Source organism: Geodermatophilus sp. YIM 151500, assembly GCF_025716945.1.
Taxonomy (GTDB): Bacteria; Actinomycetota; Actinomycetes; order Mycobacteriales; family Geodermatophilaceae; genus YIM-151500.
This window is the reverse complement of sequence record NZ_JAOVZT010000005.1, coordinates 14,179-37,173: the sequence shown is the minus strand read 5'-3', so window position 1 is coordinate 37,173 and position 22,995 is coordinate 14,179. Positions and strand designations below refer to the sequence as shown.

The window sequence follows — 22,995 nt, the reverse complement described above, 5'->3', positions numbered from 1 at the left end:
CGGCTGCCCGACACGCCGGTGGCGGCAGCCGGACGACGATGATCAACGCCGGGTGGGGGGGTGATCGACGCCGGCGTCAGCTCCCGACGTGCTCGGCCCCCAGCGCCGCCCGGCCGGCTTCCAGCCGGGCGACCGGCACGCGGAACGGCGAGCACGACACGTAGTCCAGGCCGACCTCGTGGAAGAAGTGCACCGACTCGGGGTCACCGCCGTGCTCGCCGCAGATGCCGAGCTTGAGGCCCGGCCGCGCCGCCCGGCCCTTCTCCGCGGCGATCTCGACGAGCCGCCCGACGCCCGGGCGGTCCAGCGACTCGAACGGCGAGACGCCGAAGATCCCCTTGTCCAGGTAGGCGTGGAAGAACGCGGCCTCGACGTCGTCGCGGGAGAAGCCCCAGGTCATCTGGGTCAGGTCGTTGGTGCCGAAGGAGAAGAACTCCGCGGACGACGCGATCTCGTCGGCCGTCAGCGCCGCGCGCGGCACCTCGATCATCGTGCCGATCAGCACGTCGAGCGTGACGCCGCACTCCTCGAACACCGCGGCCAGCACGTGCTCGGACTCCTCGCGGATGGCCTCCAGCTCCTGCACGGCCCCCACGAGCGGGATCATGATCTCCGGCCGCGGCTCACCCCCGGCGCGCTTGCGCTCGCAGGCGGCCTCGGCGATCGCCCGCACCTGCATGGCGAACAGCCCCTTGACCACCAGGCCGAGCCGGACGCCGCGCAGCCCGAGCATCGGGTTCTGCTCGTGCAGCCGGCGGACGGCGGCCAGCAGCCGCAGGTTGGCCTCGTCCGGGTGCCCCTCGGCCTCGGCGACGGCCACCCGCACCGACAGGTCGGTCAGGTCGGGCAGGAACTCGTGCAGCGGCGGGTCGAGCAGCCGCACGGTGACCGGCAGCCCGTCCATCGCCTCGAAGATCTCCAGGAAGTCCTGCTTCTGCAGGGGCGCCAGCGCGTCGAGGGCCTGCTGCTTCTCCTCGTCGCTCTCGGCGAGGATCAGCTTCTCAACCAGTTGCCGCCGGTCGCCGAGGAACATGTGCTCGGTGCGGCACAGGCCGATGCCCTGCGCGCCGAACCGCCGTGCCCGGGCGGAGTCGTCCGGGGTGTCGGCGTTGGTGCGGACGGCGAGCCGGCGCACCCCGTCGGCGTGCGTGAGGATGCGGTGCACGCTGCGCACCAGGTCGTCGGTCTCGTCGGACTCCGGGTCGATCTCGCCCTCGAAGTAGCGGACGACGGACGACGGCTCGACCGGCACCTCGCCCAGCCACACCCGGCCGGTGGACCCGTCGATGGAGATGACGTCGCCCTCGGTCACCTCGGTGCCGTCGGGCGCGGTGAACTTCTTGCCCTTCGTGTCGACCTGCAGCTCCTCGGCGCCGCACACGCACGTCTTGCCCATCCCCCGCGCGACGACCGCGGCGTGCGAGGTCTTGCCGCCGCGGCTGGTCAGCACGCCCTGCGCGGCGATCATCCCGGAGAGGTCGTCGGGGTTGGTCTCCCGCCGGACGAGGACGACCTTCTCCCCCCGGCCCGCCCACTGCACCGCGGTCTCCGAGGAGAACACGGCCTTGCCCACCGCGGCGCCGGGCGAGGCGTTCATGCCCTGCGTGAGCTGCTGCGCGTCCCCGCCCTCGACGAACCGCGGGAACATCAGCTGCGCCAGCTGGTCGCCGGTGACCCGGCGCACCGCCTCGTCCATGTCGATGAGGCCCTCGTCGACGAGCTGGGTGGCGATGCGGAACGCGGCGCCCGCCGTCCGCTTGCCCACCCGCGTCTGCAGCATCCACAGCTTGTTGCGCTCGACGGTGAACTCGATGTCGCACAGGTCGCGGTAGTGCGACTCCAGCCGCGACATGGTGTCGAGCAGCTCGTCGTAGGCCGCCTCGTCGATGCGCTGCAGGTCGGGCAGCGGCACGGTGTTGCGGATGCCGGCGACGACGTCCTCCCCCTGCGCGTTCTGCAGGTAGTCGCCGTAGACGCCCTGCTCCCCGCTGCCCGGGTCGCGGGTGAAGGCGACGCCGGTTCCGGAGTCCATGCCCAGGTTGCCGAACACCATCGCCACCACGTTCACGGCCGTGCCCGCGTCGCCGGGGATGCGTTCGCGGCGGCGGTAGAGGACCGCCCGCTCGGCGTTCCACGAGTCGAAGACGGCGTTGATCGCCAGGTCGAGCTGCTCCCGCGGGTCGGTCGGGAACTCGCGGCCGGCGTGCTCGCGCACGATCGCCTTGAACCGGTCGACGACGTCGCGCAGGTGGTCGGCGTCCAGGTCGAGGTCGGACTCGGTGCCCTGCTCCCGCTTGACCTCCTCGAAGGCCTCGTCGAAGTGCTCGCCGTCGATGCCGAGCACCGTCTTGCCGAACATCTGGACCAGCCGGCGGTAGGAGTCCCACGCGAAGCGCTGGCTGCCGGACTGCTCGGCCAGGCCGTGCACCGACTCGTCGTTGAGGCCGACGTTGAGGACGGTCTCCATCATCCCGGGCATCGACGCCGCGGCGCCGGAACGCACCGACACCAGCAGCGGGTCGGCCGGATCACCGAGCGTCTTGCCCATCGCCTTCTCCAGGGCGGTGAGGTGCTCGGTCACCTGATCGGCCAGGTCGTCGGGGATGCTGCCGTGCTCCAGGTAGTGGCGGCACGCGTCGGTGGTGATGGTGAAGCCGGGCGGCACCGGCAACCCCAGGTTGGTCATCTCGGCGAGGTTCGCGCCCTTGCCGCCGAGCAGGTCCTTCTGGTCCTTGTTGCCCTCGCTGAAGTCGTAGACCCACTTGGTGGACGCACCGCTGGACACGTTCGACACCTCCGCGCTCGACAGCCGGGGCCGGCATGGTCGAGACGGTGCCGCACGGACGCCGGTCGGACCACCCCTCGCGGGACGACCGGGACGCGGGCACGGCCACGCTGCCGGACCTCGGTGGCATCGTGGCGCGCCGGACGGCGACACGCGAGTCCGCGTCCGCGGGACGGGTGACCGGTGTCAGCCGTCCGGTGTCGACCCTCCCGCGTCAGCCCGCCGGGGCGGTGCCGCAGACGCGGGCGCCGTCCTCGTTGACCACGGTGAACTCCGACGACGCGCCGTCCCCCCACTCGACCCGCACGGCCTGCACCGCCCCCTCGTCGGCGGAGGAGACGACCCGGCCGGGCCCGTCGCCGAGGTACTCCTCGGCGACGGAGGCCTCGTCGATCCGGTCGCGCTCCGCCTCGCAGAGCAGGCCGTAGGCCGTCTCGGTGTCGTCGGCGGCGAGCGCGGCGAGGAAGACGGTGACGCTCTGGCGGGCCTGCTCCCCCGGGCTGCCGCGGAACAGCGGCAGCGTCACCACCATGGCGACGGCAACGACGACCGTGCCCACGAGCAGGCCGACCAGCAGCCACGGGCGCTGCCGCGGGGTGCCGGTGTGCAGCGGCGCCGGGTCGTCGTCGTACAGGTACGGGCCCGTGCTCATGGTCCGACTCCGGCCTCGATCCGCTCCTCGCTCGACGCCGCGGGTCGCCTCCGCGCTCGCTCCGCTCCTCGCTCGCTGGCGCTCGCTGCGATGCTCACTCGCTGTCGGCTCCGGGCATCCCGCTGCGATGCTCCCTCGGCCGTCGTCCTCGCGGTGCTCATCCGCCCCCCACCAGCAGCTCTGCCCCGGCCGGCGGTCGGGGGTCGTCGCGGTCGGCCAGCCAGCCCTCGGGCAGGGCGACCGGCCGCGGCGGGCTGGTCCGGCCCCGCGGCGCGCCGAGGACGTCGGCCGGATAGGGCTGGTCGGGGATGCGGGCCAGCAGCCCGGCCAGCTCGTCGAGGCCGCTGACCATGGCCAGCGCCCGCCGGACGTCGCCGCCGACCGCGAAACCCTTGAGGTACCAGGCGACGTGCTTGCGGAAATCGGTGCAGCCGTGCAGCTCGCCCTGCTCCTCGCTGAGCAGCTGCGCGTGCCGCAGCATCACCCCGGCGACCTCGCGCAGGGTCGGCAGCGCCCGCTCGGTCCGGCCGGCGAACGCGGCGGCCAGGTCGCCGAACAGCCAGGGCCGGCCCAGGCAACCGCGGCCGATCACCACCCCGGCGCAGCCGGTGCCGGCGACCATCCGCAGGGCGTCGTCGGCCTCCCAGACGTCGCCGTTGCCGAGCACCGGGACGTCGACGGCCTCGACCAGCCGGGCGATGTGCGTCCAGTCGGCGGTGCCGCTGTAGAGCTGGTCGGCGGTGCGCCCGTGCAGCGTGATCGCGGCGGCGCCCTCGTCCTGCGCGATCCGCCCGGCCTCCAGGTAGGTGACGTGCTCGGCGTCGATGCCGACCCGCGTCTTGACCGTCACCGGCACGTCCCGGGCGGCGCGGACGGCGGCGCGCACGATGTCGCGGAACAACCGCCGCCGCCACGGCAGCGCCGCGCCGCCGCCCTTGCGGGTCACCTTCGGCACCGGGCAGCCGAAGTTGAGGTCGACGTGCGCCGGGCGGGTGCCGGCGACCTGCTCGTCGACCAGCATCTCCACCGCGCGGCCGACGGTCGCCGGGTCGACGCCGTACAGCTGCACGGAGAACGCGTCCCGCTCGTCGGCCGTGGCGCGGACCATCTGCAGCGTCTTCTCGTTGCGCTCGACCAGCGCCCGCGTGGTGATCATCTCGCAGACGTAGAGGCCGGCGCCGAACTCCCGGCACAGCGTCCGGAACGCGGGGTTCGTGATGCCGGCCATCGGCGCGAGCACGACGGCGGGGTCGACGGCGAGCGCGCCCAACTTCAACGCCGGGAGGGCGGCCGTCGTCGTCGCGGCGAGCGTGCTGGTCACGCCACCCAGGGTAGGCGGCGGCTGCTCCCCGCCAGCGTGTGCGCCGGGGCCCGGTTCGAGGGCGGCGAAGGGCGTCGGCGCACACGCTCGCGTGCACGGGCACGCCGTGCCGCAGCGCCACCGCAGCGACCGCGGAGTCGTGGATCACCGGGGCGAGCCGTCCCTACCGTGGCGGGATGGAGACCACCCTGGCGGCGCCGCTCGACTGGACCGGCCAGCTCGCCGAGCAGCTGGACTGGCACTGGCGGAACCAGCTGCGCCCCCGTCTGGACGGGCTCACCGACGACGAGTACCTGTGGGAGCCGGTCGGCGGCGCCTGGAGCGTCCGGCCTCGGGGCACCGCGACGGCGCCGATGGCGGCCGGCGGCGGCGACTTCACGATCGACTTCGCCTATCCCGAGCCGGACCCGCCGCCGGTGACGACCATCGCGTGGCGGCTCGGGCACGTCATCGTCGGCGTCCTGGGGCAGCGTGCCGCCAGCCACTTCGGCGGACCGCCCGCGGACTACGTCCACCACCACTACGCGGGCGACGCCGCCGGCGCGCTGGAGCAGCTCGACGCGGCGTACGCGGCGTGGACGACCGGCGTGCGCGGGCTGTCCGTCGAGGACCTGCGGCGCACGTGCGGCCCGGCCGAGGGGGCGTACGCCGAGGCGCCGATCGCCATGCTGGTCCTGCACATCAACCGCGAGGTGATCCACCACGGCGCCGAGATCGCCCTGCTGCGCGACCTCTACCGCCGGCGCGGCTGAGGTTGCGCCACCGCGCCCGGTAAGACCGGCGATGGGTCAGCAGATGGGGAGCTTCGCCTTGAGGTAGCCCTCGACCCGGCCGAGGCCGATCCGCTCCTGGGTCATCGTGTCGCGCTCGCGCACGGTCACCGCGTCGTCCTCGAGGGTGTCGAAGTCGACGGTGACGCAGAACGGCGTGCCGATCTCGTCCTGCCGCCGGTAGCGGCGGCCGATCGCGCCGGCGTCGTCGAAGTCGACGTTCCAGTTCTGCCGCAGCGCGGCGGCGAGGTCGCGCGCCTTGGGTGAGAGGTCGGCGTTGCGCGAGAGCGGCAGGACGGCGGCCTTCACCGGCGCCAGCCGCGGGTCGAGCCGCAGCAGGGTGCGCTTGTCGACGCCGCCCTTGGTGTTCGGCGCCTCGTCCTCGGCATAGGCCTCGATGAGGAACGCCATCAGCGACCGGGTGAGGCCGGCCGCGGGCTCGATGACGTACGGGACCCAGCGGGTGTTCGTGGCCTGGTCGAAGTACGACAGGTCGACGCCGGAGTGCTCGGTGTGCGTCGACAGGTCGAAGTCGGTGCGGTTGGCGATGCCCTCGAGCTCACCCCACTCCGATCCCTGGAAGCCGAAGCGGTACTCGATGTCGACGGTGCGCTTCGAGTAGTGGGACAGCTTCTCCTTGGGGTGCTCGAAGTGCCGCAGGTTGTCGCGGGAGAGGCCGAGGTCGACGTACCAGTCGGTGCGCTGGTCGATCCAGTACTGGTGCCACGTCTCGTCGGTGCCGGGCTCGACGAAGTACTCCATCTCCATCTGCTCGAACTCGCGGGTGCGGAAGATGAAGTTGCCCGGGGTGATCTCGTTGCGGAACGACTTGCCGATCTGCCCGATCCCGAACGGCGGCTTCATCCGCGCCGCGCCCATCACGTTCGTGAAGTTCACGAAGATGCCCTGCGCGGTCTCCGGCCGCAGGTAGTGCAGGCCCGACTCGTCGTCGACCGGGCCGAGGTAGGTCTTGAGCATCATGTTGAAGTCGCGCGGCTCGGTCCACGCGCCCTTCGTGCCGCAGTTGGGGCAGGGGACGTCGGCCAGCCCGTTCTCCGGCGCACGGCCCTTCCGCTGCTCGAATTCCTCCTCGAGCGTGTCGGCGCGGAACCGCTTGTGGCAGCTCTGGCACTCGGTGAGCGGGTCGGTGAACACCCCGACGTGGCCGGAGGCCACCCAGGTCTGCCGGGGCAGGATCACCGAGGAGTCCAGGCCGACGATGTCGTCGCGGCTCTGGACGACGGTGCGCCACCACTGCCGCTTGATGTTCTCCTTGAGCTCGACGCCGAGCGGGCCGTAGTCCCACGCCGAGCGGGTGCCGCCGTAGATCTCCCCGGAGGGGAAGACGAAGCCCCGCCGCTTGCAGAGGTTGACCACCTTGTCCAGGCGCGCGGGGTCGTGCGTCGAGGTGGTGGTCGGGGCGGTCTCGTTCACGGGCGCTGCCACGGGGGCTCCATCCGGCTGGCGGTCGGCGGGGTTGACCCGTCCACGGTAGAGGCCCCCCGGCGGGGACCTCCGGCCGGACGTCGGAGCCTCGCCACCGCGACCCGCCACCGGCGGTGCGCCCGGCGGTCAGCCGCCGAGCAGCAGCACGGCCAGGACCGCGCCGGCCCCGGCGATGACCACGAACGGCAGCAGGGTGAGCAGCACCCAGGGCCACCGCCGACGTCGACGCCGGGGGACGACCGAGGGCATGCCGGGCGGTCGGGGAGCCCCCGGCCGCCGGGGGGCGGTGCCGTCGGGCGTCGCCGCGTGCCCGCCGGAGGGACCGACCGGCGCGAAGGTCAGGGTCCTCTTCCGGCCGTGCCCGGTTCGCGGCGCGAGCCGATCGGTCGGCTGGTCCGCGACCGGGTCCACCGACGGGCGGCGCTGCGGCGGGCTGGGCGGGGTGGCCGGCGCACCGGTCGACCCGTCCGCCGCCGAGCCCGTCGCCACCGCCGGTCCCGTCGCTGTCGACGTCGCCGGTCGCGGCGGCCGCGTGCCGTCGTCCCGGGGCGGTGGAGGCACCCGCGGCAGCGACAGGTCGGACGTCGGTGCGTCCACGTCGCCGACGGCGGGCCGGCGGCCGCGGTCCTCCTGCGGTCGGTCGGTCATCGGCGTCCCCTCCGGAGCCCGGGCCGCGCGACTCCGCCGGCCGGACGGCGGCACCGGGCCCCTCCGGGATGCCCGGCCCGGACCGGCCTACGCCTGGTCGGGACGAACCCGCGGCGCACCGGGGTCAGCCGCCCTCGTCGAGGTCGAGGTAGGCGCTCGGCTCGTCGACGGCGTGCACCCACACCGGAGCACCGGCGATCTTGACGTCCGCGGCCGACAACGCCCGGCGGTAGGCGCCGACGCCGTCCCACCGGGTGACCAGCGCCCACAGGCCGGGGTCGTCGGCGCACCGCCCGAGCCGACCGTCGACGTAGCCGGGACGCCCGGCCAGCGCGGCGAGCAACGCCCGCGCCTGCGCGGGCAGCACCCCGCCGTCCGCCTCGGTCACCCGCAGGCGCGTCACCGCGAACACCCGCCCGTCCCCTTCCGCCGTGCCTGCCCGGCAGGGCACGACCGCGCCGGCACCTGCCCGACGACACGGTGCCACGACCGGACGACGATCGTCGCGGCGGCCGGCCGCCACGGCCTGTCACCATGGGTGCATGGCCCGCACCACCCGTCAGCGCGCCGCCGTCCGCGCGGTCTTCGCCGACCTCGACGGCTTCCACAGCGCGCAGGAGGTGCACGCGCGGCTGCGCGCGGCGGGCGATCCGGTCGGGCTGTCGACGGTCTACCGGGCGGTGCAGTCGCTGGCCGACGACGGCGAACTCGACTCGATCCGCACCGACTCGGGTGAGGCGCTGTACCGGCGGTGCAGCCCGCGGCACCACCACCACCTCGTCTGCCGCGCGTGCGGCCGGACCGTCGAGGTCGAGGGCCCGGCGGTCGAGCAGTGGGCCGACCGCGTCGCCGAACAGCACGGCTTCGCCGACGTCAGCCACACGCTGGAGATCTTCGGCACGTGCGCGGCCTGCCGGTCCGTCGCGCCGACGACCGCTCCGGCCCGCGACAGCGCCTGACGCACCGCGGGACCCCGGGTCAGGCCTTGCCGAAGCGGCGCGTCCGGGCGGCGTACTGCTCGCAGGCGGCCCACAGGTGGCGCCGGTCGAAGTCGGGCCAGAGGGTGTCCATGAACACGTACTCCGCGTAGGCCGACTGCCACAGCAGGAAGTTGCTGGTGCGGTTCTCACCCGAGCTGCGGACGAACAGGTCGACGTCGGGCAGGTCGGGTTCGTCGAGGAAGCGGGCGAAGGTCGACTCGTCGACCTTGTCGGGGTCGAGCCGGCCGGCGGCGACCTCGCGGGCGAGGGCGGCCGCGGCGTCGGCGATCTCCGCCCGCCCGCCGTAGTTGACGCACATGGTCAGCGTCAGGACGTCGTTGTCGCGGGTCATCTCCTCGGCGATCTCGAGCTCCCGGATGACGCTGCGCCACAGCCGCGGGCGGCGGCCGGCCCAGCGCACCCGCACGCCCAGCTCGTGCATCTCGTCGCGCCGCCGGCGGATGACGTCGCGGTTGAAGCCCATGAGGAAGCGGACCTCCTCGGGGCTGCGCCGCCAGTTCTCCGTGGAGAAGGCATAGGCGCTGATCGCCTGGACGCCGAGCTCGATGGCACCCTCGACGCAGTCGAACAGCGAGTGCTCCCCCGCCTCGTGCCCGGCCGTGCGGGGCAGCCCGCGCTGCTTGGCCCAGCGGCCGTTGCCGTCCATGACGATGGCGACGTGCCGCGGCACCCGGTCGGCCGGGATCGGCGGCGGCCGGACGCCGGACGGGTGCGGGTCGGGCGCCCGGACCGGCCACCTCACGAGCGGTCCACCAGCGCCAGCGACCGCAGGCCGCGCTCCAGGTGCCACTGGAGCAGCGCGGCGACCAGCCCGCTGCCCTCCCGGCGCTGGGCCTGCTGGCTGGCGTCGGCGATGTTCCAGTCGCCCGACAGCAGCGCCTCCAGCAGCTCGATGGTCAGCTGGTTGGGCGTCGCCGCGCCGGTCGGCCGGCAGGCCGGGCACACGGTGCCGCCGGCGGGCACGGAGAAGTGCCGGTGCGGCCCCGGCTCGGCGCAGCGGGCGCAGTCGCCCAGCGCCGGCTCCCACCCGGCCACCGACATCGCCCGCAGCAGGAACGCGTCGAGCACCAGGCCCGACGCGTGGGTGCCCTCGGTCAGCGTCCGCAGCGCGCCGACGACGAGCAGGAACAGCCGCAGCGAGGGTTCCTTCTCCTCGACGGTCAGCCGGTCGGCGGTCTCGAGGACCGCGGTGCCGGCGGTGTAGGCGGGGTAGTCGGCGGCGATGCCGGAGCCGTAGGCGCGGATCGACTCGGCCTGGCTGACGATGTCGAGGCTGCGACCGGTCCACAGCTGCAGGTCGACGTGGCTGAAGGGCTCCAGCCGCGCCCCGAACTTGCTCTTCGTCCGCCGCACGCCCTTGGCCACCGCGCGCACCTTGCCGTGCCGGCGGGTCAGGACGGTGACGATCCGGTCGGCCTCGCCCAGCTTCTGCGTGCGCAGCACGATGCCCTCGTCGCGGTACAGCGACTTGTGGACGGTGGCCACGGTCAGTACCCCAGCCGGTTCAGCTTCTTGGGGTCGTCCTGCCACTCCCCCAGCACGGTGACGTGCAGGTCGAGGTGCACCCGCGAGCCGAGCAGCTGCTCGAGCCCGAGCCGGGCCTCGGTGCCGATCTGCTTGATCGTCGCGCCCTGCCGGCCCAGGACGATCGGTTTCTGGCTGGGCCGCTCGACGTGCAGCAGGGCGTGCACCTCGACCAGCTCCGCGCCGGCCCGCTTGGGGTCGGCGCGGCGGACCAGCTCCTCCACCGTGACCGCCAGCGAGTGCGGCACCTCCTGGCGCACCTTCTCCAGCGCCGCCTCGCGGATCAGCTCGGCGATCTGCCGCTCGGTGTCGTCGTCGGTGGTCTGCTCCTCGGGGTACAGCGGCGGGCCCTCGGGCAGCAGCCCGACCAGCAGGTCCTCCAGCAGCTCGACCTGGTCGCCCCTGACCGCGCTCACCGGCACCACCTCGGCGGCGTCGACCAGCTGGCTGGCGGCCACGAGCTGCTCGGCGACCTGCTTCTTCGACGCCGCGTCGGTCTTGGTGACGACCACGACCACCGGCGCCCGGACGTCGCGGAGCTGGCGGGCGATGAACGCGTCGCCCCGGCCGACCGGCTCGTCGGCCGGAACGCAGAACACCACCACGTCGACGTCGGCCAGCTGGTCGCGGACGACGTCGTTGAGCCGCCGGCCCAGCAGGCTGCGCGGCTTGTGCAGCCCGGGGGTGTCGACGAGCACCAGCTGCCCACCCGGCCGGTGCACCACTCCCCGGATGGCGTGCCGGGTGGTCTGCGGCCGGTTGCTGACGATGCCGACCTTCGTGCCCACCAGAGCGTTGGTGAGCGTGGTCTTGCCGGCGTTGGGACGCCCGACCAGGCAGGCGAAGCCGCTGCGGTACGGCTGCTGGTCGTTCACGTCCACGCCGGACAGTCTCCCACCCGGCACCGACGCGACCGGTGCGGACGCCGCCACCCGGCTCGTGCGGCGCCGTGCACACTCCTGCGGTACTCCCACGGCGCGGGAGTACGGAGGACCCCGCGGGAGCGGCGCCCCGCCGTCCGCCCCTGGGCTACGACGACCGGAGGAGACGACGTGCCCGACGACGACCGGACCGAGCCGCTCGACGCGTACCTGCGCACCGTGGACGACGCCGCGGCACCGACGCTGCGCGCGCTCGACGCCGCGATCCGGCGGGCGGCGCCCGAGCTGGAGTCGGCGATCAAGTACCGGATGCCCACCTACACGCTCGACGGCCGCTGGCGGCAGTGGGTCGTGGCGCTGAGCACCACGAAGGACGCGGTCAACCTGCGCTTCCTCTGGGGCGTTCTCCTCGACGACCCGCTCGGCGTGCTCCGGGCGGGCACGTCGACGCAGAAGACCTGGGACTTCCCCCGCGGCGCCGAGGTCGACGCCGAGGCCGTCGGCCGCTACGTCCGGGAGGCGCTGGACACGCGGGACCACTTCCTCGCGAACGACAAGGAGATCAGCGCCGCCGCCCGGGCCCAGCACGCCGAGGACCGATGACCGCCCGCTCCCGGTACGGCCTCGTCCAGGGGTAGGGCGGCTCCCCTGCACGGCCCCGCCACGAGCGTGCGAGTGGCGGGGGGCAGGCGGCCCCCCTGCAGGGCCCCGCCACGAGCGTGCGAGTGGCGGGGGGCAGGGGGGTCCTTCTTCAGTCGACCGTCGTCCGCAGCGAGCCGTCGGGGCCGGCCAGGTGCACCGGGGCGGACGGCGACAGGTCGTGGACGGCGGCCAGCCCGGCCTCCTCCACGGTCGCGGCCTCGGAGACGACCGCCGCCGCCTCCAGCCGGCCGACGCCGCTCGACACGGCGGCGGCGACCGCGGCCTGCAGCGCGGACAGGGACAGCGACGGCAGGGAGACCGTGGCCGCCAGGTAGGTGCGGCCGTCGCCGTCGCGGACAGCGGCCCCCTCGGGCGCGCCGGTGCGGCCGCGGGCGGAGCGGGCGAGGGTCACGAGCTTGGCGTCCTCGGCCGACAGCCCGGCCTCGGGAGTGGGTGCTGGCACGGGGGCTCAGCTTTCCACGACCGCCGGTTCCTCGAGCCGGGCGGGATCGGCGGTCGCGGTCTCGCCCTCGGTGACCTCCTCGGGCTCGTCGACCCGGCAGACCAGCAGCGTGTCGATCCGGTTGCGCCGGCCGCCGAGCGACTCGGCGACCAGCTTGAGCCCTCCGACCACGGCCTCGGAGCCCTCGATCGGTACCACACCGAGCTCCCGTGCGAGCAGCCCGCCGACGGTCTCCACGTCGTCGTCCAGCGGCAGTTCGACGTCGAACAGCGACGCGAGGTCCTGGACCGGCAGCCGGGCGGTGACCCGCATCGACCCGTCGGGCAGCTCCTCGACCTCCGGCCGCTGGAAGCGGTCGTGCTCGTCGGCGATCTCACCGACGATCTCCTCGAGGATGTCCTCGATCGTGACCAGCCCGGCGAAGCCGCCGTACTCGTCGACGACGATGGCGATGTGGATCCGCGCGGCCTGCATGTCGCGCAGCAGCTCGTCGACGGGCTTGGACTCCGGCACGAACGTCGGCGGCCGCATGAGCTCCTCGACCTTGGGACCGTTGCGTGCGTCGCCCGCTGACTGCGACCGGCGGACGAGGTCCTTGAGGTAGACGACGCCGACCACGTCGTCGACGTTCTCGCCGATCACCGGGATGCGGCTGAAGCCGCTGCGCAGGGCAAGCGCCAGCGCCTGCCGCACGGTCTTGTGCTTCTCGATCCAGACGACGTCGGTGCGCGGCACCATGACCTCGCGGGCGATGGTGTCGCCCAGCTCGAACACCGAGTGGATCATGTTGCGCTCGCCGGTCTCGACGACGCCGCGCTCCTCGGCCATGTCGACCAGCTCGCGCAGCTCGACCTCCGAGGAGAACGGCCCGTCGCGGTAGCCCCGGCCGGGAGTGATCGCGTTGCCGACCAGGATCAGCAGCGTGGCGACCGGACCGAGCGACCGGCCGAAGAAGCGGATCACGCCCGCCGTCGCCAGCGCCGTCCCGTAGGCGTGCTGGCGGCCCAGCGTGCGCGGGCCCACGCCGACGAGGACGTAGCTGACGACGGTCATCACACCCGCGGCGACGAGCACGACCTGCCAGGTGCTGGGCAGCAGGCCCAGCAGGACCAGCGTGAGAAGCACCGCGGCGACCATCTCGCAGGCGATGCGCAGCAGGAGGAGCAGGGCGATGTGCCGGGCCCGCTCGGACACCACCTCGGCCAGGGCGACCGCCCCGCGGGCCCCGTCGCGGCGCAGCTCGTCGACCCGGGCCTTGGACACGCGCTGCAGGGCGGCGTCCATGGCGGCGAACAGCCCGGCGAGGGGCACCAGGCAGATGGCGATCACCAGCGCGGTGATCGCGACGGCGCTCATCGGGGGCCCGGCCGGCGGTTGGCCGGCGCGCCGGTGATCGGCTCGCGCGGCGCGGAGTGCCAGCCGTCGATCAGCTTCTTCTGCAGGCCGAACATCTCCTTCTCCTCGTCGGGCTCCATGTGGTCGTACCCGAGGAGGTGGAGCACCCCGTGCGTGGCCAGCAGCACCAGTTCGTCGTCCATCGAGTGCCCGGCGGCGCGGGCCTGGCGGACGGCGACCGCCGGGCACAGGACGACGTCGCCGAGCAGCGCGGGCCCGGGCTCGGGGTCGTCGGGTCGGGCGGTGTCGAGCTCGTCCATGGGGAAGGCCAGCACGTCGGTCGGACCCTTCTCCCCCATCCACCGCTCGTGCAGGCTGCTCATGTAGTCGGTGTCCACGCACAGCACCGACAGCTCGGCCTGCGGGTTGACCCCCATCTCGGCCAGCACGTACCGGCAGACGCCGGCCAACTCGGCCTCGTCGACGGCTATCTCGCTCTCGTTGGCCACCTCGACAGGCACGCCGCTCAGCTCCCCTGCCGCCGCGCGCGGCCGCGCACCGGCGGGCCGGCGGCCGGGCGGGCCGGTTGGCGCGCCGCGTCCCACCGCTCGTAGGCGTCGACGATGTCGCCGACCAGCCGGTGCCGGACGACGTCGGAGCTGGTGAGCATCGCGAAGTGCACGTCGTCGATGCCGTCGAGGATCTCGCGGACGATCCTCAGCCCGCTCTGCGCCCCGCCCGGCAGGTCGACCTGCGTGATGTCACCGGTGACCACGATCTTCGAGCCGAAACCGAGCCGGGTGAGAAACATCTTCATCTGCTCGGCCGTGGTGTTTTGTGCCTCATCGAGAATGACAAAAGAATCGTTAAGCGTGCGACCGCGCATAAATGCTAATGGCGCGACTTCGATCGTTCCGGCGGCCATCAGTCGCGGAATGGATTCGGGATCGATCATGTCGTGCAGCGCGTCGTACAGCGGCCGCAGGTAGGGGTCGATCTTCTCGCTGAGCGTGCCCGGCAGGTACCCCAGCCGCTCGCCGGCCTCGACCGCCGGACGGGTCAGGATGATCCGGTTGACCTGCTTGGTCTGCAGCGCCTGCACCGCCTTGGCCATGGCCAGGTAGGTCTTGCCGGTGCCGGCCGGGCCGATGCCGAACACGACGGTGTGCGCGTCGATCGCGTCGACGTAGCGCTTCTGGTTCAGCGTCTTCGGCCGGATGGTCCGGCCGCGACGGCTGATGATGTCGAGGCTGAGCACGTCGGCCGGGCGCTCGGACCCGCCGGCCCTCAGCATGCCGATCACCCGGCGGACGGCGTCGGGCCGCAGCTGCTGGCCCGTGCCGAGCAGCGCGATCAGCTCGTCGAACACCCGGACGGCGAAGGCGTTGTCGGACGGCTGACCGGTGATGGCGATCTCGTTGCCGCGGACGTGGACGTCGGCGTCGACCTCGGCCTCGACCAGCCGGAGCAGCTCGTCGGCCGAGCCGAGCAGGCCGACCATGGAGACCCGGTCGGGAACGGTGATCGTGGTGCGGACGGGAGGTGGCGCCTCGTCCGCTGCCGCACCGTCCGCCGCTGCGGCCCCCGCCGCGGCCGCACGGGACAAGTGGGCGCTGGGCGCTGGGACGCCTGGGGAGGTGTCGGGCAAGAACCCTCGACCCTGCCTTCCTGCTACGGAGCTCGGACCCCGGCAAGTCTACCCGCGGGAGACCCCCCGAGCCCGTGCTTTGCGCAACCCTCACCTGCCCGAGTAGGTCGCCTTGCCCGGCCCCTCGCGCAGGAAGGAGGCCACCGCGCCGCGCAGGTCGTCGGTGGCGAACAGCGCACCGGACACCGCCGGGACCGCGGCGTCCGCGGCCCGGGCGCCCTCGCGCACGCCCGCCGCCACCAGCCGCTTCGTCGCCGCGTGCGCGCGGGTCGGCCCCGCCGCGACCTGCCGCGCGTACGCCCGGGCGGCCTCGGCGAAGCCGTCGTCCGGCAGCACCCGGTTGACCACGTTCCACCGCTCCAGGACGGCGGCCGGGTAGCGCTCACCCGTGAAGACCAGCTCCCGTGCCCGCGCCGGGCCGGCCCGCTCCGCCAACCGCTGCGGCCCGCCCATCGACGGGGTGAGCCCGACGACGATCTCGACCAGCCCGAAGCTGGCCCGCTCGGCGGCCAGCAGCACGTCGCAGGCCAGCGCGAGCTCGAAGGCGGCGGTCAGGCACAGCCCGTGCGCGGCGAAGACGGTGGGCACGGGCAGGTCCTCGAGGGCCTGCGGGATGCGCAGCAGCCGCTCCCACAGGGCGCGGCCGCGCCCGGCCGGGTCGGGCCCCTCGGCGATGTCGCGGAAGACGTCCACGTCGACCCCGCCGGAGACGACCTTGCCGCGCGCCTCGAGCAGCACCGCGCGGGCGCGGTCGGGCCGCGCCGGGTCGCTCAGCGCGGCCAGCTCGTCGACGGCCCGCTCGAACCCGGCGAACACCGCCTCGTCGAAGAGGTTGAGCGGCGGGGCGTCGAGGACGACGACGGCGACCTCGCCGTCCCGCTCGATCCGGACGGGCGCGGCGGTCTGGGTCATCCGTGCATCCTCGGGCAGCTCCCGGCCGTCGGCTCGACCGGCCCGGTGGGCGGGGTCCCAGCGGGGATGGGACCGGAAGCAGGACGCCGCTCCCAGGACGGGACCCCTGCCGCGGGCGGACGCTGCCCGCACCGGCTCGCCGGTCCGGCAGCACCGGAAGGAGACCTGCCATGTCGTCCACGACCGCCCTTCCACCCGCAGCCAGGTCGCGGGCCGTCCGCTGGGGGGCGCGCGGCGCCCTGTTGGGAGGCGCGATGTGGATCCTCTCGGGGCTCCTCGCCTTCGCCTTCGGGGTCCGCAACATGGGGCCCGAGGGATCGCTGTCGTGGTACCTGATCGAGTCCTCCGACGGGATCGCCGTGGCAGGGACCCTGCTCGCCCTGATCGGACTGCACGCCCGCCAGGTCCCGCACCACGGCCGGCTGGGGACGGTGGGGTTCGCGCTCTCGGCCGCCGGGGCCCTCAGCGCGATCGGGACCTACCTGCTTTACGTCCCCCGGCTCACCGACGGGGTCGTGCTCACCGTCCTGGAGAACGGCTGGCTCCTGGGGTGGTACGCGGGGCTGCCGCTGCTCGGCCTCGCGACGTTCCGCGCCCGGCTGCTGCCCCGGTGGTGCGCGGCCCTGGTGGGCGGCTACCCCGTCGTCTTCACGGCGGCCTTCCTCGCGGTCGACCAGGCCGGTGAGGTGCGGGCGCTGGTGGGCCTGCCGCTGCTGGGCGTGGCCTACGCCCTGCACTCAGCCGCCCTGCGCTCCGCCGGCTCCGGCGGACCGGTGCCGGTGCGTGCGGCCCGGTCGCGACCGGCTCCCCGGACCCCGCACGGGGACTAGGCTCCGCGCCGGGTCGGCATCAGGAGGCCCCGATGGTGGTCGGGACGGACGGCACCGGGAACCGCGGTGACGTCCGTGCCGACCGCCCGGCGGCCGCCCGTCGCGGCCCCGGCCGGACGCCGGACCTGCGGCGCCCGCTCGCCTGGTCCGCGGCCCTGCTGTGCGCGGGGATGGCCGGGACGACGGTCGCGCTGGCGGTGCTCAACGGGCGGACCGCCGCGTGGATCGTCCTCGACCAAGGGATCACCACGCTCGCCGTCCTGTCGGTGTCCTTCGCGGTCGTCGGCGCGTTCCTGGCCTCCCGGCGGCCGGGCAACCCGCTGGGCTGGCTGTTCTGCGCCGCGGCCGTCTGCCAGGGCGCGGTCGTCCTCGCCGAGGAGTACGCGCTCTACGCCCTGCGCACGCGGCCGGGGTCGCTGCCGCTGGGGGCGGAGGCCTCGTGGCTCAAGGAGTGGATCTGGGCCCCGGGGCTCGGGCTGATCCTGGTGTTCCTGCCCCTGTTGTTCCCCGACGGTCACCCGACGTCCCGACGGTGGTGGTCGGTCGGCTGGGTGGGCGGTGGGGCCATCGGTCTGTGCACGGCGCTGCTCGCGGTGCCGCTCTGGCCGGAGCGGGCCTCCGCGCTGCTGCTGGTCGACGGGAACGCCGAGGAGGCGCTCGCCCCCCGGTGGGTGCTGCTGCTGGACACCGTCGCCGTCCCGCTGCTGCTCCTGGCCGCGTGCGGCGCACTCCTGTCGCTGGCGGCCCGGCTGCGTCGAGCGGACGGGGCCGGGCGCAGGCAGATGACGTGGTTCCTGGCCGCCGTGGTCCTCTGCCTGGTCTACGCCATCGCGCTGGTGACCCTCCCGGCGGCCGACGGCGGATCGGTGGAGGCCGGCCTGGTCCTGGCGGGCCTGCTCGTGGTGCCGGCGATCCCGGTCGCCACGGGGATCGCCGTCCTCCGGTACCGCCTGCACGACATCGACCTCGTGCTCAACCGGGCTGTCGTCTACGGCCTGCTGGTCGCCGTGGTCACCGGCTGCTACGTCGCGGCCGTCGCGACGGTGGGCGCCCTGGTGTCGGGAGCGGCGGAACTGGCGGTCTCCCTGGTGGCCACCGGCGTCGTCGCCGTCGCCTTCGCCCCGCTGCGCGGACGACTGCAGCGGGCGGTCAACCGGCTCATGTACGGCGACCGCGGTGACCCCTATGCCGTCCTCGCGCGGTTCAACCGCCAGGTGGAGTCCGCGCCCGGGCCGCAGGCGGTCCTCCAGGCGGTCGCCGAGAGCGTGGCCCGGGCGCTGCGGCTGCCGCACGCCGCCGTCGACCTGCGGGTCGGCGAGCGGTTCCAGTGCGGCGCCGAGGTCGGCACCCCGGTCGGCCGGCCGCTCGTGCTCCCCCTTTCCTACGCCGGGCAGCCGCTCGGCCGGATCGTGGCCAGCCCGCGGGGACCCGGGGAGTCCTTCGACGCGGCGGACCGGAGGCTGCTCGGCGAGCTGGCCCGGTCGGCTGGAGTCGCCGTCCAGGCGGTCCGGCTGACCGGCGACCTGCAGCGCTCGCGGGAGCGGCTGGTCATCGCCCGGGAGGAGGAGCGCCGCCGGCTGCGGCGGACGCTGCACGACGACGTAGGCCCTGCACTGTCCAGCGCCGTGCTGAAGCTGGGCGCCGTCCGCCGGATGCTGCCGCCCGAGTCACCGGCCGACGACCTGCTCCGCGTCGTCCGCGAGGACGTCCGGACGACGGTCTCCGGCGTGCGCGCCCTGGCCTACGACCTGCGTCCGCCCGTGCTCGACCAGCTCGGCCTGGTCGCGGCGGTCACCGACGCCGCCGAGCGGCTGGCGGGCGCCGAGGACGCCGGGGACCTGCGCGTGGACGTCGTCGCGACGCCCTTGCCGGCACTGCCGGCCGCCGTGGAGGTGGCCGCCTTCCGCATCGCCCTGGAGGCGCTGACCAACGCGGCCCGGCACGCCGCGGCGCGGACCTGCCGCGTGCGCTTCCGCCTGGACGGTCCCCCCGACCGGCCGCGGCTGCTCGTGTCGGTGGCGGACGACGGTGCCGGGCTGCCCTCGCGGGCCGGACCCGGCGTCGGGACGAGCTCGATGCGGGAGCGCGCCGAGGAGCTGGGCGGCACCCTCACGCTCGAGTCGGCGCCCGGTGCGGGCACGACCGTGCGGGCGGCTCTGCCGTTCGGGACGGACCCGTCGTGAACCCGCTGCGCGTGCTCGTCGTGGACGACCACCCGCTGTTCCGCAGCGGGCTCCGGGCCCTGCTCACCGCGGTCGACGGGCTGACCGTCGCCGGCGAGGCCGCGTCGGGTCCCGAGGCGGTGGAGCGTGCCGCGCAGTTGCGTCCGGACGTCGTGGTGATGGACCTGCAGATGCCCGGCCTCTCGGGCATCGAGGCGACCCGGCGCATCGTGGCGGCCGACCCGGCGGCGGGCGTGCTCGTGGTGACGATGTTCGAGGACGACCACTCGGTGTTCGCCGCGATGCGGGCCGGCGCCCGCGGCTACGTGCTCAAGGACACCGACGAGGAGCAGGTGCTCGACGCCATCCGTGCGGTGGCCCGGGGCGAGGCGATCTTCAGCCCGGCCGTCGCCCGCCGCGTGCTGGCCTTCTTCTCCGGACGGGTCCCCGCCGCTCCGCCGCGCGCCTTCCCCGAGCTGACGGCGCGCGAGCGGGAGGTGCTCGACCTCATCGCCCGGGGGCTGAGCAACGCCCAGATCACCGCGCGGCTGGTCGTGAGCCCCAGGACGGTCCGCAACCACATCTCGGCGATCTTCGCCAAGCTGCAGGTCGCCGACCGGGCGCAGGCGATCGTGCGGGCCCGCGAGGCGGGGCTGGGCTGAGGCCCGCGAGGCGGGGCTGGGCTGGGGCCCGCAAGGCGGGGCTGTGCTGAGGCCCGCGAGGCCGGGCCGTAGGCCGTCAGCCGGGGGGCCAGCCGAGGCCGCGCCCGCCGAGCAGGTGGAAGTGCAGGTGGTCCACCGACTGCCCGGCCCCCGGACCGGTGTTGGTGACCAGCCGGTAACCGGGCTGGGTGCCGTCGTCGGTGACCAGCCCCTCCTGCCGGGCGACGGTGTTCGCGGCGGTGACCACCTCGGCGAGCAGGCCCGGATCGGCGGTGGCGAGGGCGGCGGCCGTCGGGTGGTGGTCCCGCGGGATCACCAGCACGTGGGTGGGCGCCTGCGGGTTGATGTCGCGGAAGGCGAGCACCCGGTCGGTGCGGTGGACGACGTCGGCCGGCACCTCGCCGGCGACCATGCGGCAGAAGAGGCAGTCGGGCACGCCGCCGACCCTAGGACCTGGGCGGCGTCGCCCGCGCCCAGCACCGGATCGTGCACCCGGGCGGGCCGCCCCGGCGCGCGCGAGCCGTCGCCCGGGCCCGCGTTCACCCGATCAGGTGTCACGCACGGTAGCGAGTGCGGACCGGAGCCGCTCGGTCTGCCCCATCGGGGGTGCATCCGGCCGCCGCGGCTGGGAACGATCCGGTTCCTCCTTCACTGTCTGTCACCAAGGGCCGGATGCTGCCGGCCCAGGGGGACAGGCGTTGGCTCCGGCCGGCGCCGACATGGGGGGATCCGTGATCACGCACGTCCGCGGTCTGCTGACCGCCGTCCTGGCGACCGTCCTGGTGGGCATGGGGGTGGTCACCGCCCCCGGCGCCGCGGCCGCACCCGGGGACGCCGGGTACCAGGGTCCCTCCTACGCGGGGGCCGGCTACGTCCCGACGTCGGACAAGGCCCAGAGCAAGCTGTGGCACGCCCACGGGTCGTGGTGGGCCGACATGTTCGACACCGCCTCGGGCACCTGGCACATCTTCCGGCTCGACCGCGCGACCGGCACCTGGGTGGACACCAGCGTCCAGCTCGACGACCGGCGGAACACGCTCGCCGACGTCCTGTGGGACGGCACGCACCTGTACGTCGCCTCGCACGTGGTCACCATCTCCGGCGAGTCGGGTGCGACGCCGTCGAGGACGGGCAGCCCCGCCCGGCTGTACCGGTACAGCTGGACGGGATCGGGCTACCGCCTCGACGCCGGGTTCCCGGTCGCGATCAACGACAACTCCAGCGAGTCACTGACCATCGCCAAGGACTCCACCGGCACGCTGTGGGCCACCTGGACGCAGGTGAGCAGCACCCCGACCGGCACCGTCAGCACCGTCTTCGCCAACGCGACGACCGGCGCGGACACCGCCTGGGGCACGCCGTTCGCGCTGCCCGTCGCCGGCGCGACCGCGTCCCCCGACGACATCTCCAGCGTGGTCTCCTTCGGGCGCAACCGGATCGGGATCATCTGGAGCAACCAGCGCGAGGACGCCGTCCACTGGGCGGTGCACCGCGACGGCGCGGCGACCTCGGCGTGGACCGGGAGCCCCGCGGTCCGCGGCAACCGGACGGCCGACGACCACGTCAACATCAAGTCGGTGCAGGCCGACGCCTCCGGGCGGGTGTTCGCGGTGGTCAAGACCGGCGCCGACGACCCGGCCACCGACCAGTCGGCCGCGCTGATCAAGCTGCTCAGCTTCAAGCCGTCGAAGGGCCAGTGGCGGGTGACCACGGTCGGCACCGTGGCCGACTGCCACACCCGGCCGCTGCTCCTGCTCGACGAGCACCGCAAGAGCGTGCACGTGTTCGCGACCGCGCCCAGCAGCGGCGGCTGCCCGCACTCGGGCGCGCCCGGCACGATCTACGCCAAGACCGCGTCGCTGGACGACCCGGTGTTCGCCCCGGGCCGCGGCACGCCGGTCATCCGCGACGTCACCGCACCGGGCATGAACGACGCGACGTCGACCAAGCAGAGCGTCACCGCCGAGAGCGGGCTGGTCGTGCTGGCGAGCAACAAGGCCACGCAGCGGTACTGGCACGCCGACCTGAGCGGCGGGGTGCCGCAGCCGGTGGTGCCGACGGCGTCGTTCACCACGTCGACCACGAGCGGCGTGGCGCCGCTGCCGGTGGGCTTCACCGACACCACCCTCGGTGCGCCGACCGCGTGGGCCTGGGACTTCGGCGACGGCTCCACCTCGTCCGAGCAGCACCCGGCGCACACCTACGCGAAGCCGGGCGCGTACACCGTCACGCTGCGGGCCGGCAACGCCACGGGCACCAGCACGCCGGCCACCACGACCGTCATGGTGGGCGCCGCGCCGACGGGGACCGGCGTGATCACGGTCGGCGGCTCGGCGAGCGCGACGAGCACCGTGCCGACGGCGGAGATCACCGTGCCGCGGCCGGACGGCGTCCGCGCCGGCGACGTCCTGGTCGCGCACCTGACCGCGGACAACGCGCCGACGCTGGGCGTCGCACCGGCCGGGTGGGCGCCGCTGCTCGACGCTCCGCTGGCGATCGGCAACCGCGCGCGGGTGTTCGCCTACTACCGGGTGGTCGGCCTGCCGGAGGCCGAGCCGGCCGCCTACACCTGGCGGCTGGCGCCGGCCGAGCGCTGGGGGGCGGGCATCACCGCGTTCTCCGGCGTGGACCTGGGCGCGCCGTTCGACGCCGCGGTCGCGACCCGCGTGGACACCAGCGGCACCGCCGCGTCGCTCACCCTGACCGGGCCGACGACGGTCACCCCGGGCACCGTGCTGATCGGCGGGATCGGCCTCAACAGCACCAGCGTGCCGGTGACCGAGCCGGCCGGCTGGACCGAGGTGTGGGAGAGCGCCGGCGGCCAGGTCGCACAGTTCGTGCAGCAGGGCGCGTCCGCGGCCGGCCCGACCGGATCGGTCACCTGGAGCCTCGGTGGTCCCGCGATGGCCGGGGGCTGGGTCGCGGCGCTGCGCCCGGCCGCGAAGGTGGTGGCCCCGACGCCGTCGTTCACCGCGTCGACGACGCGCGGCACTGCGCCGCTGCCGGTGCGGTTCACCGACACCTCGACCGGCGCGCCGACGTCGTGGGCGTGGGACTTCGGCGACGGGACGACGTCCGCCGAGCAGAGCCCGTCGCACACCTACAGCAGGGCCGGCACCTACACGGTCCGGTTGGTGGCCGGCAACGCCGGTGGCGAGGGCGTCGCGGCCACCACCACGGTCACGGTGACGGGGGGGTCGGTGGCACCGGCGCCGAGCACCCCGGCCACCCCCTCCTGGGTGCCCGCGGTGGTCCACAAGGTGCTGAGCTGGCTCTTCAACGCCCTGCGGACCGGCGGGCGCTGACGCCGGGG

General features: G+C 74.4%; 22 protein-coding genes. 7 read left to right on the top strand and 15 right to left on the bottom strand.

What is annotated here, in order from left to right; all coding sequences use genetic code 11:
* Nucleotides 1-76 precede the first annotated feature (76 nt).
* From ppdK to dusB, 3 genes are all read right to left on the bottom strand, one after another.
* Complete coding sequence (gene ppdK, locus OF117_RS10320; protein ID WP_263552745.1) at nt 77-2,785, bottom strand: pyruvate, phosphate dikinase; 2,709 nt, start codon at nt 2,783-2,785, stop codon at nt 77-79.
* 214 nt (nt 2,786-2,999) lie between these two features.
* A complete protein-coding gene (locus OF117_RS10315; RefSeq protein ID WP_263552744.1) occupies nt 3,000-3,437 on the bottom strand; it encodes a hypothetical protein in 438 nt (145 codons plus the stop codon).
* Between the two features lie 157 nt (nt 3,438-3,594).
* A complete protein-coding gene (dusB, locus tag OF117_RS10310) occupies nt 3,595-4,758 on the bottom strand; it encodes a tRNA dihydrouridine synthase DusB (protein WP_263552743.1) in 1,164 nt (387 codons plus the stop codon).
* Between the two features lie 176 nt (nt 4,759-4,934).
* Between dusB and OF117_RS10305 the strand changes: the two genes are divergently transcribed.
* The gene (locus OF117_RS10305; protein ID WP_263552742.1) at nt 4,935-5,510 is read left to right on the top strand and encodes a DinB family protein; all 576 of its coding nucleotides are present in this window, start codon (nt 4,935-4,937) and stop codon (nt 5,508-5,510) included.
* 36 nt (nt 5,511-5,546) lie between these two features.
* On the opposite strand, the gene OF117_RS10300 is transcribed toward OF117_RS10305, so the two are convergent.
* The 3 genes from OF117_RS10300 to OF117_RS10290 form a co-directional block, all read right to left on the bottom strand.
* Complete coding sequence (locus OF117_RS10300) at nt 5,547-6,974, bottom strand: glycine--tRNA ligase (protein WP_263552741.1); 1,428 nt, start codon at nt 6,972-6,974, stop codon at nt 5,547-5,549.
* 126 nt (nt 6,975-7,100) lie between these two features.
* Entirely contained in the window at nt 7,101-7,622 is a 522-nt protein-coding gene (locus OF117_RS10295) for a hypothetical protein (RefSeq protein ID WP_263552740.1), read from the bottom strand.
* A 124-nt stretch (nt 7,623-7,746) separates the two neighbouring features.
* Nucleotides 7,747-8,034, bottom strand: coding sequence for an antibiotic biosynthesis monooxygenase (locus tag OF117_RS10290; protein ID WP_263552739.1), 288 nt, complete (start codon nt 8,032-8,034; stop codon nt 7,747-7,749).
* A gap of 130 nt (nt 8,035-8,164) precedes the next feature.
* On the opposite strand from OF117_RS10290, the gene OF117_RS10285 reads away from it, so the two are divergent.
* A complete protein-coding gene (locus OF117_RS10285; RefSeq protein ID WP_263552738.1) occupies nt 8,165-8,581 on the top strand; it encodes a Fur family transcriptional regulator in 417 nt (138 codons plus the stop codon).
* Between the two features lie 19 nt (nt 8,582-8,600).
* Here OF117_RS10285 and OF117_RS10280 read toward each other — a convergent pair whose 3' ends face one another.
* The 3 genes from OF117_RS10280 to era are packed head-to-tail and all read right to left on the bottom strand — an operon-like array spanning nt 8,601 to nt 11,028.
* Nucleotides 8,601-9,365, bottom strand: coding sequence for an isoprenyl transferase (locus OF117_RS10280; RefSeq protein WP_263552737.1), 765 nt, complete (start codon nt 9,363-9,365; stop codon nt 8,601-8,603).
* On the bottom strand, nt 9,362-10,108 hold the full coding sequence (recO, locus tag OF117_RS10275) for a DNA repair protein RecO (RefSeq protein WP_263552736.1): 747 nt from the start codon (nt 10,106-10,108) through the stop codon (nt 9,362-9,364). Before recO ends, OF117_RS10280 begins: the two co-directional genes overlap by 4 nt.
* Before the next feature lie 2 nt (nt 10,109-10,110).
* Nucleotides 10,111-11,028, bottom strand: coding sequence for a GTPase Era (gene era, locus OF117_RS10270; protein WP_263552735.1), 918 nt, complete (start codon nt 11,026-11,028; stop codon nt 10,111-10,113).
* Between the two features lie 171 nt (nt 11,029-11,199).
* Between era and OF117_RS10265 the strand changes: the two genes are divergently transcribed.
* Complete coding sequence (locus OF117_RS10265) at nt 11,200-11,631, top strand: DUF1801 domain-containing protein (RefSeq protein ID WP_263552734.1); 432 nt, start codon at nt 11,200-11,202, stop codon at nt 11,629-11,631.
* A gap of 148 nt (nt 11,632-11,779) precedes the next feature.
* Here the strand turns inward: OF117_RS10265 and OF117_RS10260 are convergent, their stop codons facing one another.
* From OF117_RS10260 to OF117_RS10240, 5 genes are all read right to left on the bottom strand, one after another.
* Nucleotides 11,780-12,133, bottom strand: coding sequence for a cytidine deaminase (locus OF117_RS10260; RefSeq protein WP_263552733.1), 354 nt, complete (start codon nt 12,131-12,133; stop codon nt 11,780-11,782).
* Nucleotides 12,134-12,139: 6 nt separating this feature from the next.
* Nucleotides 12,140-13,489, bottom strand: coding sequence for a hemolysin family protein (locus OF117_RS10255; RefSeq protein ID WP_263552732.1), 1,350 nt, complete (start codon nt 13,487-13,489; stop codon nt 12,140-12,142).
* Nucleotides 13,486-13,989 (bottom strand): rRNA maturation RNase YbeY, encoded by a 504-nt coding sequence (gene ybeY, locus OF117_RS10250; RefSeq protein WP_263552731.1) that lies wholly within the window; start codon nt 13,987-13,989, stop codon nt 13,486-13,488. The genes OF117_RS10255 and ybeY overlap by 4 nt, the downstream gene beginning before the upstream one ends.
* A 5-nt stretch (nt 13,990-13,994) precedes the next feature.
* Nucleotides 13,995-14,969, bottom strand: coding sequence for a PhoH family protein (locus tag OF117_RS10245; protein ID WP_263552730.1), 975 nt, complete (start codon nt 14,967-14,969; stop codon nt 13,995-13,997).
* Nucleotides 14,970-15,206: 237 nt separating this feature from the next.
* Nucleotides 15,207-16,028, bottom strand: a complete 822-nt coding sequence (locus tag OF117_RS10240; RefSeq protein WP_263552729.1) for an enoyl-CoA hydratase/isomerase family protein — start codon at nt 16,026-16,028, stop codon at nt 15,207-15,209.
* A gap of 170 nt (nt 16,029-16,198) precedes the next feature.
* Here OF117_RS10240 and OF117_RS10235 point away from each other — a divergent pair, with 170 nt between their 5' ends.
* From OF117_RS10235 to OF117_RS10225, 3 genes are read left to right on the top strand one after another with little or no spacing between them, the layout of a single operon-like run.
* Nucleotides 16,199-16,858, top strand: coding sequence for a hypothetical protein (locus OF117_RS10235; RefSeq protein WP_263552728.1), 660 nt, complete (start codon nt 16,199-16,201; stop codon nt 16,856-16,858).
* Between the two features lie 32 nt (nt 16,859-16,890).
* Nucleotides 16,891-19,041, top strand: a complete 2,151-nt coding sequence (locus tag OF117_RS10230; RefSeq protein ID WP_263552727.1) for a GAF domain-containing sensor histidine kinase — start codon at nt 16,891-16,893, stop codon at nt 19,039-19,041.
* Nucleotides 19,038-19,682 (top strand): response regulator, encoded by a 645-nt coding sequence (locus OF117_RS10225; protein WP_263552726.1) that lies wholly within the window; start codon nt 19,038-19,040, stop codon nt 19,680-19,682. The genes OF117_RS10230 and OF117_RS10225 overlap by 4 nt, the downstream gene beginning before the upstream one ends.
* 76 nt (nt 19,683-19,758) lie before the next feature.
* Here the strand turns inward: OF117_RS10225 and OF117_RS10220 are convergent, their stop codons facing one another.
* Entirely contained in the window at nt 19,759-20,118 is a 360-nt protein-coding gene (locus tag OF117_RS10220) for a histidine triad nucleotide-binding protein (RefSeq protein ID WP_263552725.1), read from the bottom strand.
* Nucleotides 20,119-20,413: 295 nt separating this feature from the next.
* Here OF117_RS10220 and OF117_RS10215 point away from each other — a divergent pair, with 295 nt between their 5' ends.
* Entirely contained in the window at nt 20,414-22,987 is a 2,574-nt protein-coding gene (locus OF117_RS10215) for a PKD domain-containing protein (protein ID WP_263552724.1), read from the top strand.
* Nucleotides 22,988-22,995: the final 8 nt, after the last annotated feature.

Excerpts from the sequence above, each read along its gene's own strand:
- OF117_RS10240 (WP_263552729.1), bottom strand. The coding sequence starts at position 16,028 with ATGACCCAGACCGCCGCGCCCGTCCGGATCGAGCGGGACGGCGAGGTC.
- OF117_RS10230 (WP_263552727.1), top strand. The coding sequence starts at position 16,891 with ATGGTGGTCGGGACGGACGGCACCGGGAACCGCGGTGACGTCCGTGCC.
- OF117_RS10305 (WP_263552742.1), top strand. The coding sequence starts at position 4,935 with ATGGAGACCACCCTGGCGGCGCCGCTCGACTGGACCGGCCAGCTCGCC.
- OF117_RS10285 (WP_263552738.1), top strand. The coding sequence starts at position 8,165 with ATGGCCCGCACCACCCGTCAGCGCGCCGCCGTCCGCGCGGTCTTCGCC.
- OF117_RS10295 (WP_263552740.1), bottom strand. The coding sequence starts at position 7,622 with ATGACCGACCGACCGCAGGAGGACCGCGGCCGCCGGCCCGCCGTCGGC.
- OF117_RS10315 (WP_263552744.1), bottom strand. The coding sequence starts at position 3,437 with ATGAGCACGGGCCCGTACCTGTACGACGACGACCCGGCGCCGCTGCAC.
- OF117_RS10235 (WP_263552728.1), top strand. The coding sequence starts at position 16,199 with ATGTCGTCCACGACCGCCCTTCCACCCGCAGCCAGGTCGCGGGCCGTC.
- OF117_RS10255 (WP_263552732.1), bottom strand. The coding sequence starts at position 13,489 with ATGAGCGCCGTCGCGATCACCGCGCTGGTGATCGCCATCTGCCTGGTG.
- OF117_RS10245 (WP_263552730.1), bottom strand. The coding sequence starts at position 14,969 with ATGGTCGGCCTGCTCGGCTCGGCCGACGAGCTGCTCCGGCTGGTCGAG.